This is a genomic window from Rhizobium sp. N122 (assembly GCF_002211295.1).
Taxonomy (GTDB): Bacteria; Pseudomonadota; Alphaproteobacteria; order Rhizobiales; family Rhizobiaceae; genus Rhizobium.
The window spans coordinates 58,834-73,200 of the sequence record NZ_LOKU01000034.1 but is presented as its reverse complement, the minus strand read 5'-3'; the positions used below and the strand labels follow the sequence as shown (position 1 = coordinate 73,200).

Sequence of the window (14,367 nt, the reverse complement as noted above, 5' to 3'; positions counted from 1 at the left end):
TGAGATCATGTCCATCATCGATCAGTCCGGAACCTTCAAACTCGGTGACCGCAGCGTGAAGCGGCTCGGCTACGGCGCCATGCAGCTTGCCGGGCCTGGCGTGTTTGGTCCGCCCAAGGATCATGGCGCGGCCTTGGCCGTGCTGCGCGAAGCGGTTGCGAGCGGCGTCAACCACATCGATACCAGCGACTTCTACGGCCCGCACGTTACCAACCGGATCATCCGCGAAGCCCTTCATCCCTATCGCGACGATCTCGTCATCGTCACCAAGATCGGCGCACGGCGCGGCACGGACGGATCCTGGTTTCCGGCTTTCTCGCGCGAAGAGCTGACGGCGGCCGTGCACGACAATCTTCGTAATCTGGGCCTTGACGTGCTTGACGCCGTCAACCTCAGAATCATGTTCGACGTTCATGGCCCTGCCGAAGGGTCGATCGAAGCACCCCTAACGGTCCTTGCTGATCTCCAGCGACAGGGTCTCGTCCGTCACATCGGCTTGAGCAACGCCACATCGAAGCAGATCGCCGAAGGGCGCGGAATCACCGAGATCGTCTGCGTGCAGAACCAGTACAATCTTGCCCATCGGGCCGACGATCGCCTGATCGACGAACTCGCCCGCGAGGGCACCGCTTATGTGCCCTTCTTCCCGCTCGGCGGCTTCAGCCCGCTGCAGTCCTCCACCCTGTCCGATGTCGCCACGCGTCTTCATGCGACGCCCATGCAGATCGCGCTCGCCTGGCTGCTGCGGCGCGCTCCGAACATCCTGCTGATCCCCGGCACCTCGTCCGTCGCCCATCTGAGGGAGAATCTTGCCGCCGCCGCGCTGGTGCTGCCGGATGATGCCGTCGCGGAACTGGACCTTATGGCTGATATCGCTGCCTGACGACGTTCCAAGCCCAGGGGCATCGTTACACCGCGCTCACGCGTGGTGTAACGATGCCAGAAACGTCAGACAACCGGTATGATTATGCGCTCAATAGCGCTCCGGCACATGCATTTCAGGCGGAACCGGCGCCCTGTTGTAATCGGCATGGCGGATGCGGTCCGGCAGCTCGATGTCCGGCTTGGGAACATCCTCATAAGGAATCTGCTCGAGAAGATGGGCGATGCAGTTCAGCCGCGCCCGTTTCTTGTCCACGGCCTGTACCACCCACCAGGGTGCATCCTTGCTGTGCGTGCGCGCCAGCATTTCTTCCTTGGCCTTGGTATATTCCTCCCAATGGACACGGCTTTCCATATCCATCGGTGAGAGCTTCCACTGCTTCAGCGGATCGTGAATACGCATCTTGAAGCGGAATTCCTGTTCCTCGTCGGTGATCGAAAACCAGTATTTGATCAGCACGATGCCGGAACGGACCAGCATGCGTTCGAATTCCGGCACCGAGCGGAAGAATTCCTCGAGTTCGTCAGGGGTGCAGAACCCCATCACGCGCTCGACGCCGGCGCGGTTGTACCAGCTGCGGTCGAAGAGCACGATTTCGCCGGCTGTGGGAAGGTGTGGGACATAGCGCTGGAAATACCATTGATGGCGCTCCCGCTCGGTCGGGGCAGGCAGCGCGACGGTCCGGCAGACGCGCGGGTTGAGCCTCTGGGTGACGCGCTTGATCGCGCCGCCCTTGCCGGCCGAATCGCGGCCTTCGAAAAGCACCACCACCTTCAACTTCTTGTGCTGAACCCAATCCTGCAGCCGCACCAGCTCGTGCTGCAGCCGGAAGAGTTCCCGGAAGTAGATCTTTCGCTCGAGCGTCTGCTCGGCAGGTTCCGACATTCCCTCGGCGACCAGATCGTCCAGCCGGTCCTCCTCCATCTGCATTTCCAGCTCCTCATCGAAGCTGTCGGCGATTTCGGCCTTTATCCGGTTAAGCTGGTCCTGATGTGATTGCGACATGGGTTTTTCCTTCCTGCTTTTCTTGACAGGAGCATGTCAGTGCGAAGGTTATATGACGACCACTGATCGAGCTGAAACGGTTACCCCAGTCTCTCGTTCCAAGCGCGCCTTAAAACTGCCCCGCCCGGTACCGGTCGACCAGGTTTCGACAGGCGCGGAGCGTCAGAGCCATGACGGTGAGCGTCGTGCCGGCGATACCGCTGCCGGGAAAGGCGCTGGCGTCGGTGACGATGAGATTCGGGGCATCCCAGACCTGATTATAGGGATTGAGCACCGAAGCCTCCGGGCCCTCGCCCATGCGCGCGCCGCCGGTTTCATGGATCGCCGCACCCATGCACATGGTCTTGCGGAACCATGTGCGGAACATGAAGCGGCTGAAGGCATCGGCATCCGGGAAGGCGCCCTTGCCCATCTCCTTGAGGCCGGTGGGCGAGCCGATGAATTCGAGCTCGCCGCCGACTTCGCTGATCATGGCGATCAGCGTCTCCTCCTGCCGGCGAAGCAGCGCCTGCTCCTCCGCCTGCATGACGCAGCGGATATGCGGCACGGGAATGTTCCAGGCGTCCTTGCGCCTGACATCGAGCGTGATGCGATTGTCGGCATAGGGCAGCATGCGACCGAAGCCGAAGAAGGCGAGGCGCGCATCGGTGGCGCCTGAGACCGGCGCGCGGCCGACGCTGCCCTGGTAGTCGAAATCGCCGCGGGCGGCATCGCCCTCACCGAAGCGGGGGATGAAGATCCCACCCGACGGATTGTAGAACGGGTCGGTCGGAGCGGAATCGTCGGGCGCCCAGCCCTTCGCCTTCGAGAAGGAGCCGAAGGCGAGGCAGGGAAGCTGATCCATGAAATAGCGGCCGAGGACGCCGGAGCTGTTGCCGAGCCCGTCAGGATGTCTTGCCGAAGCCGAATTCAGGAGCAGCCGCACGCTCTCTATCGGCGAGGCGGAAAGAACCACCGTCGCGGCACGCGCCGGCGATACTTCTCCCGTATTGCGGTCGATGAATTCGGCGCCGGTGGCGCGGCCGGTTTTCTCGTCCGTGGTGATACGGCGAACGACGGCGTCGTAGCGGACTGTCAGCCGGCCGGTGGTCTTGGCATCCTTAAGCGGCCGCGGCATGCGTTCGACGTCCGGCGCAATGTAGCGCCAGGAAACGACGCGCCTCTCCGGCCAACGGCTTTCGACCGCCTGCTTGAAAATCTGTTCGGCCGGCGTCAGGCTGGCCCGTTTGGCATAGATGCCGTCGGGCAGGGTCGGCACATCATCCTTGTTGCCGTAAAGCCCGAGATAGGCCTCCACTTCCTCATAAAATGGCACCAGCTCGTCATAGGAGACCGGCCAGTCCACGCCCTTGCCCGTGCGCGACCGGATCTTGAAATCATCGTCGGTCCAGCGCAGCAGCACCCGGCCGAAACTGTGGAGACGCCCGCCGCCCTGGCGGCCGCGGATCCAGAGAAAGGGCTCGCCCTTTGGCGTCGTATAGGGATTTTTGCGGTCGTTGACGAAGAAGTGGCTGAAGCGCTCGGTAAAAAACGCCGCCCGCGCCTGGATCGGCTGGCCCTTGATTGTGGCCCGCGCCCGCTCCCAGATATTGATGCTGCTTGCAGGCGCCTTCTTGCGCGCCGGGTCGAAATCCCCAGGCCCGACAGCGGGACCGGCCTCCAGAAGCAGCACCGACAATCCTTGTGCCGTCAGTTCTTTGACCGCGAAGGAACCCGCCGCGCCGGAGCCGATCACCAGCGCATCATAGACGATCTCAGACATGTTTTTCCAAATCCTGTCCTGGAGCAATTGCTCAAAGCGACGCGCAGCGCGCCGGCAATTGCGAGAAAACAAAGGGGCGGCGCATCAGAGCCGCGATCCGTCAGCGCCGAAGAGCGACGCCTTGGCGATATCGAGCCCGGGAGCCAGGGCATCACCGGGCTGCAGGCTCACGTCGCCTATGAGCCTCAGCGAGAGGCTTTGATCGGCCCAGTCGAACCAGACGACCGCATCCGAACCCATCGGCTCGACGACGGAAACGCGGCCGGGAATGGTGGGCAGGCTGCCTGCCGCCCGGTCGAGCATCAGATGCTCAGGGCGAAAGCCGAGGGTTGCCGGTCCTTCCGCCGCGACTGCTTGAAAGGAATAGCCGGAGAGATCGACGACAAGCCCCTTGCTTCGAAAGACCAGCGCGCTATCGCCGCGCTCGATCCGGCCCTCGATGAAGTTCATCGCCGGCGCGCCGATGAAACCGGCAACGAAGAGGTTGGCCGGGCGGCGATAGATCTCGGCCGGCGAGGCAAGCTGCTGGATGACGCCGTCGCGCATGATGGCGATGCGGTCGGCAAGGGTCAGGGCCTCGACCTGATCATGGGTCACATAGATCATGGTGTTTCCGAGGCGCTGATGCAGCTTCTTGATCTCAACGCGCAATTCGTTGCGCAGCTTGGCGTCGAGGTTCGACAGCGGTTCGTCGAAGAGGAAGACATCGACTTCGCGCACCAGCGCCCGGCCGATGGCGACACGCTGGCGCTGCCCGCCGGACAGTTCAGCCGGGCGCCGGTCGAGCAGCGTGTCGAGATGGAGGAGAGCGGCCGTGCGGGCGACACGGGCCTCGATCTCGACCTTCGGCAGACCGGCGACGCGAAGGCCGAAGGAGAGGTTCTTGCGAACCGACATGCGCGGGTAGAGCGCATAGGACTGGAACACCATGCCGATGCCTCGGTCTTTCGGTTCCTCCCAGCTGACGTTCTTGCCTGAGATCCAGATCTCGCCGGCAACAATGTCCTGCAGCCCAGCAATAGCGTTCAGCAGAGTCGACTTGCCGCAGCCGGAAGGGCCGAGCAGCACCAGGAACTCCTGCGGGGCAATATCGATCGACATTTTTTCGATCACCGTATGGTGGCCATAGGCGATCTTTAGATTCTTGACGGAGACGGCGGATTGCATGGAAGCGTTACCCCTTGACTGCGCCGGCTGCGACGCCGCGCACGAACCAGCGGCCGGACAGGAAATAGATGGCAAGCGGAACGATGGCGGTCAGGATCGTCGCCGCCATGTTCACATTGTAGGTTCGCTCGCCCATCGTGGTGTTGACTATATTGTTGAGCTGGACGGTCATCGGCAGGTTGTCGCGCCCGGCGAAGACGAGGCCGAGCAGGAAGTCGTTCCAGATGCCGGTGAACTGCAGCATCGAGACCACGACCACCATCGGCACGGCGATCGGCAGCATGATCTCGAAAAAGATCCGCCAGAAGCCGGCGCCGTCGACGCGTGCCGCCTTGCAGAGGTCTTCCGGCACGCTGACGAAATAATTGCGGAAGAGCAGCGTCACCAGCGGCAGGCCGAAGATGACATGCACGAGAATGATGCCGGCAAGCGAATTGTAGAGTTCGACATTCGCCATCACCCGGACCATGGGATAGAGGAAGATCTGGTAGGGGATGAGACCGCCGGCCATCAGCAGGCCGAAGAGCAGATTGGCCCCGCGCGGCCGCCAGAGCGACAGCGCATAGCCGTTGACGGCGCCGATAAAGACCGAGAGTGCGACCGCGGGAAGGGTGATCGCCACCGAATTCCAGAAGCCGCTGCGAATGCCGACACAGACGGTCCCCATGCAGGCGCCCGACCAGGCAGTCACCCAGGCGGAGAAATCGAGCGTTGCCGGCAAGGCGAAGATCTGCCCGAGCCGGATTTCGTCCATCGACTTCAGCGAGGTGACGACCATGGTGTAGAGCGGCAGAAGAAAGAAAAGTGCAGCGACGACCAGGAAGGCATAAAGGCCGATGCGCCCGGCGGTGATCTGCGCCGGCTTGGGGCCATTCGGATGAGGACCAGCCATCATGCGGCTCCCTTCGCTCTGTCGCGCATGTGCATCGCGTAGCGAAACGGGGCGACTGCGATGATCACGCCGAGGACAAGCACCGTCGCGCCGGCGGTGGCGAGGCCGAGGTTCTGGCGCCCGAACAGGTTATCCATGATGAATTTCGCTGGCACCTCCGTCGCATTGCCGGGGCCGCCATTGGTCATGGCGACGACGATGTCGTAGGTCTTGATCACCCCCATGGCGAGCAGCATGCCGGCTGCAGCCAGCGCCGGCCCGAGCTGCGGCAGGACGATCGAGACATAGATCCGCCAGACGGGAATGCCGTCTATCCGCGCCGCCTTCCATTGCTCGGCCTCGATCCCGCGCATGCCGGCCAGCGCGATGACCATGACCAGGCCCGCGCCCTGCCATACGCCGGCAAGCACCAGCGCATAGATCGCCATGTCGCGATTGACCACCCAGTCGAGGACGAAGCTTTCCCAGCCGAGCGAACGCACGCTCGCCTGGATGCCGAGGGTCGGATTGAGCATCCATTGCCAGATCAGCCCGGTCACCACGAAGGACATGGCGTAAGGATAAAGAAATATGGTCCGGAAGGCGCTTTCGAAGCGGATCTTGCGGTCAAGTGCGGCGGCGAGCAAGAAGCCAAGCAAAAGGCAGCCCGCGACGTAGAGCACGCCGAAGATCAACACGTTTTGCAGCGATGCCAGCCATTTGGCGGAAGAGAACAGTTTCGAGTACTGCGCAAATCCGACATAGGTCGAGGATGGAAAAAGCGTCGAGTTGGTGAAGGACAGGCGGATCGACCAGCCCATGGTGCCGATGAAGACCACGACCGCGACGAACCAAGTCGGCAACAGGGCGATGGTGGCGGAAAGATTGGGTTTGCGTTTGATGGGCATCGGCCAGCTCGTTGACGGAAAAGCGGGGCACGCCGCCGCGCACTGCAGTCGGCATGCGGCGTCGGGATCAGGCCGACGCCGCAGGCACTATTCTACTCGAACACGGCGAAGAAATTCTCGGCCGCAGAGGCCGCATCGTTCGAGCCACCGCTCCAGTACTCGTCGACGAAATCGTCGAGCGCGCCGACTTGCTGGGGAGTAAGCACGATCGCCTGATCCGGGACGATCGCACCGGCGGCCATCAGCTCGGCACCCTTCTGGGCGCAGACATCAAGCTTCGACTTGTCGACGTCGGTGCGCATCGGAACCGAGCCTTTCTTCAAGGCGAATTCGACCTGCACTGCCGGATCCATGACGACTTCGGCGAGAAGTTTCTGCGCCTTGTCGGTCGCGGCATTGCCGGTCTTCGGGAACCAGAGGGAATCGGCGATATAGACCATGCCCTTGGACTCCGGCACGATCATGCAGCCATAATCCTTGCCCGGCTCTTTGCCGGCGACAGTAAATTCGCCCTTTGCCCAATCGCCCATGAACTGCACCCCGGCCTTGGCGGTGATCAGCATCGCCGTCGCGTCGTTCCAGTTGCGGCCAGAGGCACCCGCATCGACATAGCCGCGCAGCTTGCCGAGAATTTCGAGGGTCTTCTTCACGCCGTCAATGGAGGCCTGGCTCTTGTCCTTGTCGACATAGATCTTCAGGAAGCCCTCGATCCCGACCTGCGAGAGCAGGATCATGTTGAAGACCTTGGTCTGCTGCCAGGGCTGGCCGCCCCAGGCAACGGGAACGATTCCGGCAGCCTTCAGCTTGTCGAAGTCGGCGAAGAACTCGTCCCAGCTCTTGGGCTCCTCGGCGATGCCGGCCTTGCCGAAGGCCTCCTTGGAATAGAAGACCCAGCTTTCGCCATGGGCGCCGGTCGGCGCGAGATAGACCTTGCCGTCATAGGAAATGAGATCGGTGATCGATTTCGGCAGGACGTCGGCCCATTTGCCGGCACCGGCGACGTCGTCGATCGGGTTGAACAGGCCCTGGCTGACGAAATCCGCAGCCGCAAGACCGATGACGCCCTGTTTGGCGCCGGGCGCATCGCCGGCGACGATGCGGTTCTGGAAGGCGGCATCGGCGGCGCCGAAGCCGGCGATCGAGGAATCCTTCCAGACGCCGCCGCGCTTTTCGAACTCGGTCTTGATGACGTTGAGGGCTGCCGCTTCGCCGCCCGACGTCCAGGACGACATGATCTCGATTGTCGGTTTGTCCTCGGCATGCGCCGAAGCGAAGAGACCGGCGAATGCCACACCGGCAAGAAAAAGCTTCATCATTGTCTTCATTGTTCCACCTCGTGAAAATACCCTCTTTGCGGGGCGTTCGTTGTCTTGGGAATCATTGTCAGCGATAGATCGGCAGGAGCGCCTGCCGGACGAGCGTGAGCCCGTTGGCGATGTCGCGGACGGGATCCGGCGCGGCATCGAGTTCTAGAATTGCCCAACCTTCATAGGCCCGGTCGCGCAGCAGCCGGATCCAGGCCGGCCAGTCGACCCGCCCAAGGCCGAAGCCGCAGAAATAGGGGCGGTGGCGATCGTGGATGTGCTTGTCGATCGGCGTGTCGGCGGGCATGGGCCCGATCGCATCCTTCCAATGGGTGATGATCATGCGCTCGTGGTGGCGATCGACGAGTTGGACGGGATCGGAGCCGGCAACGATGATATGGGCCGTGTCCGGGCACATATGCACATAGGCCGGGTCGGTCAGAAGCATCAGCAGATCGACGTCACGCGCGGCGGCGAAAATCGAGTGCGCCTCGGTGTGCAGCGCCAGCCGCACGCCCCTGGCATAGAGGGTCGCGCCGAGCCGGTTCAGAAAATCGGCTATCACCTTGGCGCGGTCGAAATCATAAAACTGCACCGGCTGGGCGCCGAGCGTCTGGCGAAGCGGGGCGCCGATCACCATGATGTCGCTGCCGCAGGCTTTCAGGAAGTCGGCATAGCGTTCCGCCTTGTCGATCAGCGCGCGCTGGGCCTCGGGCTCGGCGAAGTCGCCGGCCGCCTCCAGTTCCGCGAAGAAGCCGCTGCAGAGCGTCAGGCCGCGTTTTGCCAGCTCGGCGGCGAAAGCGTCGACGGAACCATAGGTCTTGATGGCATCCTGCCAGTTGAAGGGAGAGAAGGTCAGTTCGACGCCTGTGACGCCGGAGGCCTGGACGCTGTCGAGAATCTTGTCCCAGAAGGCGCGCGGTTCGGCGCGCGCATAGTCGATGATTGCGTCATGGCTATCGACACTCCAGAAGCCGGGATCGAAGAACGTCACGAGATCGACGCCGAAGCGGAGCCTGTCGCCAGTAGCCATAATCCATCCATTTCTAAAGGCATGACCTACCCGTCTGCGGAAGAGCGGTTCCACATTCGATAAATCATGAATTTTCAACGCATTAAGGAATGGCAATCGTTTGCCATGACCCAGATGATAATCAAGCTGGTTTTTTACGCAAGCGATTTTTGGCAAACGTTTGCTATAGATCGCCGGCTGTCTTAGAGTTGCAAATCGAAGCATCCGGGAGAATGAAACAAACGTGAATAAAAACAAGGATGTGGCCGTCGAGGAGCAGTCGGGAGCGCTGATGGCCGATGTTGCGCGGCTCGCCGGTGTCGCCATCTCAACGGTCAGCCGTGCGCTCGCCAATCCCGGACGGGTCAACGAGAAGACGCGCGCCAAGATCAACGCGGCGGCCAAGCAGCTCGGCTATACTCCCAATGCGATGGCGCGCGGTCTCAGGGTCGGCAAATCCAACATCATCATGATCATCCTGCCCGGATCGCTCTATTACGGCGTCTCACAGATCATTCCTCAGGTTCTGCAGAGCATCAACAAGTCGCTGATCCAGGGCGGCTACAATCTGATGATCGCCAACCTCGATCGCGACGAGATTTCCGAGCGGCACATTCTCGACCTCGCCTTCGGAGGCAGCGTGCGCGGAGCCATCATCCTGTCGTCGAAACTTCCGGAGGTCGATGGGCGGTCGCTGGCAAACTCCGGCCTGCCGATCGTTTCGATGCTGCTCGACATGAGCGATGCGGGCCTGCAGAGCGTCGTCACCAACGACCGCGAGGCTGTGCGCGACGTCACGGCCGAACTGATCCGGCTGGGCCATCGCCGTTTCTTCTATCTTGCAGGACCTGAAGGCAATTACCATGACGTCGAGCGCTATGGCGGCGTGCTCGAGGCGCTTGAGGCAGCCGGCCTGTCGAAGGAGGCCGTACGTCGCTCGGGCGGTCGTCTCGATTATCAGCACGGTTTCGACATCGGCGTGCAGGCGGCAGACGATTTCGCTGGATTGGACGAGAAACCAACGGCGGTCATCGCCACCAGCGATGACATGGCCATCTCATTTGTCAGCTGCATCAAGCGCGCAGGCTTGAGTATTCCCGATGATCTGTCCGTCGTCTCCTTCGACGGTTCGCCCGTCTGCGAATTCTCCTCGCCACCGCTCTCGACGATCGAACAGCCGGTGGAAGAAATGGGCCGCGCCGCGGTGGAACTGCTGCTCGACGCCATTGGCCAGAGGCAAAACCCGGTCTCGGTGCGCACCATCATCCGCAGCAAGCTTATCCTGCGGGAAAGCATCGCCCCTCCGAAGGGTTGACGATGGCATAACCGGTTCGCACATCCCGTACAGAAACGCCGGGCCGAAGCGTCATGTGCAACTTCTCGCTGCCGTAATCCGCGACATCGAAGCTCTCCAGGAGTTCTTACGGACGAGAGGGAGATTTTAGTTGTCAGTAATACGATCGTCCGGCAACATTACTGGCTAGTTTCTCGAATTGAATAGTATTGCCACCAGCACGTTGGGGAGACGGGCATGTGCGCAGAGCTTGTCGAGCGTCGATTGACGGCTATTCTGGCTGCCGATGTAGTGGGGTACAGCCGTCTCCTGGAGGCAAACGAAGAGGAGACGCTTAATGCCCTTCGCCAGCATCGCCGCGAGCTCTTCGAACCTGCTGTCACGACCCACGACGGGCGTATAATCAAGGTCATGGGCGACGGTTTCCTGGTCGAGTTCGGTAGCGTGCTCAGTGCCGCACGATGCGCAGTCGAAATCCAGCGCGGCATGCTGGAGCGCAATATGGGGCTTCCAGCCGACAGGCACTTTGCGTTTCGAATAGGCTTGAATTTGGGCGACATCGTCTTCGATGCGGACGACTTTCATGGGGACGGCATTAATGTGGCGGTCCGGCTACAAGCCCTTGCAGCTCCGGGCGGCATTGCCTGTTCGGCGGCGGTGCGCCACGAAGTCGGAAACAAACTCGGCCTCGAGTTCGCAGACCAGGGCGAAAAGACCGTCAAGAACATCTCCCGTCCGGTGCATGTCTATTTTGCCGATTGGGGCAATGTCGCCTCCCGTGAAGGGGTGCCGTTTGCCGCAAACGGCCACACGCAGGCACCAGTCAACAAGCCATCCGTGGCAATCCTGCCATTTGCCAACATCAGCGACGATCCCGCCCAGGAGTTTTTCAGCGACGGCATCACCGAGGACATCATCACTGATCTATCGAATGTTTCAGGCCTGTTTGTACTGAGCCGCAATACTGTCTTTACATGGAAAGGCCGGAGCGAAAACCTGCAGCGCATCGCCAGGGAGCTCGGGGTTGCCTATGTCGTAGAGGGCAGCGTCCGCAAGGCCGGCAACCACGTCAGGATCAATGCCGAATTGATCGACGCAGCCAGCGACGGCCACGTCTGGGCCGCGCGTTACGACCGCGACCTCACCGATATCTTCGAAGTGCAGGACGAGATCACGAAGGCAATTGTCGAGCAGCTCAAGGTCAAGCTGCTCCCGGAGGAAAAGGAGGCAATCGAGCAAGCGCCGACAGAGAGCGTCGAAGCTTATACGCACTTCCTCAGAGGGCGCGAATACTACCATATTGCTTCGCGCTCGAACCATCTAATGGCCAGGCAGAGCTTCGCCAGAGCCATCGAATTGGATCCGAATTATGCCCGCGCCTATGCCGGCATCGCGGTTTGCGATGCGCGTCTGCGGTCTCAGTTCGGCGCCGAGATTCCGGTGGAGGACATTCTCGCGAATACGGCGACAGCGCTCGTGATCGATCCCAATCTGGCGGAGGCCCATGCGGCCAAGGGATTTGCGTTGGCGGTGGCCGGCGATCGCACTGACGCAGTTTCTGCCTTCGAACAGGCTTTGTCGCTTGACGCCAATTGTCATGAGGCAAATCGGTACTACGCCGAATTCTGCGTCACCGAAGGTCAATTCAAACTCGCGGCTACGCACTTTCAGCGTGCGATGGAAATCAAGCCCGCCGATTATGGTGCGCCGATCATGCTTGTGAACGTCCTTCGTTCGCTCGGACAAATAGACAAGGCCAGCAGCTATGCGCGGATCGCGTTGAAAAAGGCGGAGGAAGAACTGCGGCTGCATCCGGAGAATGCCAATGTTGCCTGCCTGGGAGCGACGGTGCTCGCCTTTCTCGGTGTTCGCGATCGGGCTCTGGAATGGTTGGCCCGCTCTCTGGCGACAGATCCCGACGATATAAACATTCAGTACAATGCCGCCTGCACCTATGCACTGCTTGGCGAGATTGAGCGGGCGATAGACTTGCTCGAGGTCTGGATGCCTCAAGTCGGCATCGAGATGCGGCTATGGTTCAAGAATGATTCCGACCTCGATCCCATTCGCAGTCACCCGCGTTATTCAAGCTTGGTTGAGCTGTCTGAATAACGCCTCGAACATTTGGTAGCCGGCTCTAATACTATTTCACTACTTGCTAAAATTCTCGCGAGCGCCGAGGATCAACTTAAAATGGCAATCATAAAAGTCTTTTGAGGGGGAGCGGATGGGCACCCGGTTCAGACTTTTTGTACAGCCTCCGTTTGAAGATGCTCGGTCCACTCCCGAGATTATCGAAGTGTCGTCTCCGCTGGCCAGCCTGACAGCTGGTCCGGCCGACGATCGCATGTTTGTGGTGGAGCCAGTCGGCAAGACCGGTCCCTACGGTGTAAACTGCGGGCCGCTCGGAACGCCGTACATGTATCTGCCGCCGTGGACCGGAAAAATCCTTGAGCCGGCCATCCCGGATCGGCGCGGCAATTTCGACTATCTCCGACCTTCGATGGCTGGCTTCGAAGCCGCGCATGTTTTTGGATGCGTGCGATTCACGCTGGATGTGTGGGAGCGCTATCTCGGCCAGCCGCTCACCTGGCATTTTCATGATCACTATGACCGTCTGGAGATCTCGATCCTGCCGCGCTGGGACAACGCACAGTACGGCTATGGTTTCCTCGAAGTCGGCAGCCAGTTCGAGGACGACGGCCACGTCCTTCCCTTCAGCCTGGATTTCGACGTCATCGCGCATGAGGTGGGGCACGCGATCATCTTCAGCGTCCTGGGCGTGCCGCGCCCCGGAGCCGAGTATCCCGAATATCTTGGTTTTCAGGAGGCCTTCTCCGACTGCGCGTCGCTGATCGCGGCCATGCATTTTCCGTCGGTGATCGCCAATGTTCTCGTGGAGACGCGCGGTAATCTCTACCGCGCAAACCGCCTGTCACGCTTTTCGGAATTTTCGCCGCATCGCCAGATACGGTCGGCAAACAACAAACGGACGATGGCTGAGTTCGCGCGTGGGTGGAAGGACGAGCACGAGCTTTCGCAGCCGCTCACCGGTGCGATTTTCGACATCCTCGTCGACATCTTTCATGAGAGTCTGGTGGCGCGCGGCTTGATCTCCCATGCGGTAGAAGATCTGGCAGATGTCGCCGAGTTCGATCCGGCTGCCGAGGCGCCGGTGCAGCATGCTTTCGACCGTGCTTTCGCGCTGGACTCGGATGGTTTTGTCGAAGCGCTGCTCGATGCACGCGACATCGTCGGCACATATCTGGCGGAAACCTTGTGGGCACTCGCTCCCGACTTTCTCGATTACGGCGACGTCGCGAGAACGATGCTCGCGATTGATCAGGACGAAAGTGGCGGCCAGTTCGCACGGATCATCAGTCGGAACTTCAGGCGACGGGCGATCGGTGAGATGCACGCTGGCCCGCACCTCAAAGGCGGCGAGCATCACAGTCATGTTCACTCCGCGCGGACGTTGCTGCCGATAGATTATCTGGCGCTTCCGAAGATGACCTTTCGCGAGAAAGTTCTGCTGTCGAGATCAGGCATCGGTCAATAATCAGGTAGATGGAGGCAGTCGTGGCAGACGAAGAAACCTTACTCGGAGTATCAGCGGTATATCTTTTTGGGCGTGAACTCAGCGATCTGATCATTAGAGGCAGCGTTTATCGGTCTCTTAAGATACCGAAAACAGGCAGAAACAATTTTCTGAGGCGTCAGCTTGGTTCGGACGAGGCCACTCTCGCGCGAATCTATGCCTTCTCTTTCGAGGGAGTTTTCGTTGAACTGGGGCGCCCAGCAATCTTCATTGTACACGGCTCCGGCGCGGATCCCGATGGCCCCCCTCCGAGCTCCCTCAGGTATGACAGCTTGTCTCGGTCCCCCGGTTCAAGTGCCCGAACGGGTCTCGGTTCCCAAATTGGAGCTCTCGCTAGGGAGATGAGGGTCTGGATCTATGACAAAGCCGATCTTTCGATGAGACTCGATGCCGAAACGGGAACCCTTGAGCAAATCCTGCTCTCGGCCGAGGTTTCGACCGATCCCAGGGGAATGGCGAGCGGCGGAATGTCCCGATCGGGCGGCGCTCTGTCCCGGTCCGGCGGCGTGATGTCAAGATCGGGCGGATTCATACCTCGCAGATCAGGCGATAGTGATTGATCT

The 14,367-nt window shown here is 60.8% G+C and carries 12 protein-coding genes; 5 read left to right on the top strand and 7 right to left on the bottom strand.

The annotated features are described in order from the left end of the window. Positions 1 to 7 precede the first annotated feature (7 nt). Entirely contained in the window at positions 8 to 883 is an 876-nt protein-coding gene (locus ATY75_RS21940) for an aldo/keto reductase family oxidoreductase (protein WP_088939187.1), read from the top strand. 90 nt (positions 884 to 973) lie between these two features. Here ATY75_RS21940 and ppk2 read toward each other — a convergent pair whose 3' ends face one another. From ppk2 to ATY75_RS21905, 7 genes are all read right to left on the bottom strand, one after another. Then, positions 974 to 1,888, bottom strand: coding sequence for a polyphosphate kinase 2 (ppk2, locus tag ATY75_RS21935; protein WP_065092655.1), 915 nt, complete (start codon positions 1,886 to 1,888; stop codon positions 974 to 976). A 109-nt stretch (positions 1,889 to 1,997) separates the two neighbouring features. Further along, positions 1,998 to 3,650, bottom strand: a complete 1,653-nt coding sequence (locus ATY75_RS21930) for a GMC family oxidoreductase (protein WP_088939186.1) — start codon at positions 3,648 to 3,650, stop codon at positions 1,998 to 2,000. An 84-nt stretch (positions 3,651 to 3,734) separates the two neighbouring features. After that, positions 3,735 to 4,817: an ATP-binding cassette domain-containing protein gene (locus ATY75_RS21925; RefSeq protein ID WP_088939185.1), complete on the bottom strand. Its 1,083-nt coding sequence runs from the start codon at positions 4,815 to 4,817 to the stop codon at positions 3,735 to 3,737. A 7-nt stretch (positions 4,818 to 4,824) separates the two neighbouring features. Next, positions 4,825 to 5,709, bottom strand: a complete 885-nt coding sequence (locus ATY75_RS21920) for a carbohydrate ABC transporter permease (protein ID WP_088939184.1) — start codon at positions 5,707 to 5,709, stop codon at positions 4,825 to 4,827. After that, positions 5,709 to 6,596 carry a sugar ABC transporter permease gene (locus ATY75_RS21915; RefSeq protein WP_088939183.1) on the bottom strand — a complete coding sequence of 296 codons (888 nt, stop codon included), beginning with the start codon at positions 6,594 to 6,596 and terminating at the stop codon, positions 5,709 to 5,711. The genes ATY75_RS21920 and ATY75_RS21915 overlap by 1 nt, the downstream gene beginning before the upstream one ends. 92 nt (positions 6,597 to 6,688) lie before the next feature. Beyond that, positions 6,689 to 7,921 (bottom strand): ABC transporter substrate-binding protein, encoded by a 1,233-nt coding sequence (locus tag ATY75_RS21910; protein WP_088939182.1) that lies wholly within the window; start codon positions 7,919 to 7,921, stop codon positions 6,689 to 6,691. Between the two features lie 58 nt (positions 7,922 to 7,979). Next, complete coding sequence (locus ATY75_RS21905) at positions 7,980 to 8,933, bottom strand: sugar phosphate isomerase/epimerase (RefSeq protein ID WP_088939181.1); 954 nt, start codon at positions 8,931 to 8,933, stop codon at positions 7,980 to 7,982. Positions 8,934 to 9,156: 223 nt separating this feature from the next. Between ATY75_RS21905 and ATY75_RS21900 the strand changes: the two genes are divergently transcribed. From ATY75_RS21900 to ATY75_RS35160, 4 genes are all read left to right on the top strand, one after another. After that, positions 9,157 to 10,227 (top strand): LacI family DNA-binding transcriptional regulator, encoded by a 1,071-nt coding sequence (locus ATY75_RS21900; protein WP_088939180.1) that lies wholly within the window; start codon positions 9,157 to 9,159, stop codon positions 10,225 to 10,227. A 216-nt stretch (positions 10,228 to 10,443) separates the two neighbouring features. Next, positions 10,444 to 12,318 (top strand): adenylate/guanylate cyclase domain-containing protein, encoded by a 1,875-nt coding sequence (locus ATY75_RS21895; RefSeq protein WP_088939179.1) that lies wholly within the window; start codon positions 10,444 to 10,446, stop codon positions 12,316 to 12,318. Between the two features lie 115 nt (positions 12,319 to 12,433). After that, positions 12,434 to 13,765 carry a hypothetical protein gene (locus ATY75_RS21890; RefSeq protein ID WP_088939178.1) on the top strand — a complete coding sequence of 444 codons (1,332 nt, stop codon included), beginning with the start codon at positions 12,434 to 12,436 and terminating at the stop codon, positions 13,763 to 13,765. Positions 13,766 to 13,773: 8 nt separating this feature from the next. Continuing rightward, complete coding sequence (locus ATY75_RS35160; protein WP_088939177.1) at positions 13,774 to 14,364, top strand: hypothetical protein; 591 nt, start codon at positions 13,774 to 13,776, stop codon at positions 14,362 to 14,364. Positions 14,365 to 14,367: the final 3 nt, after the last annotated feature.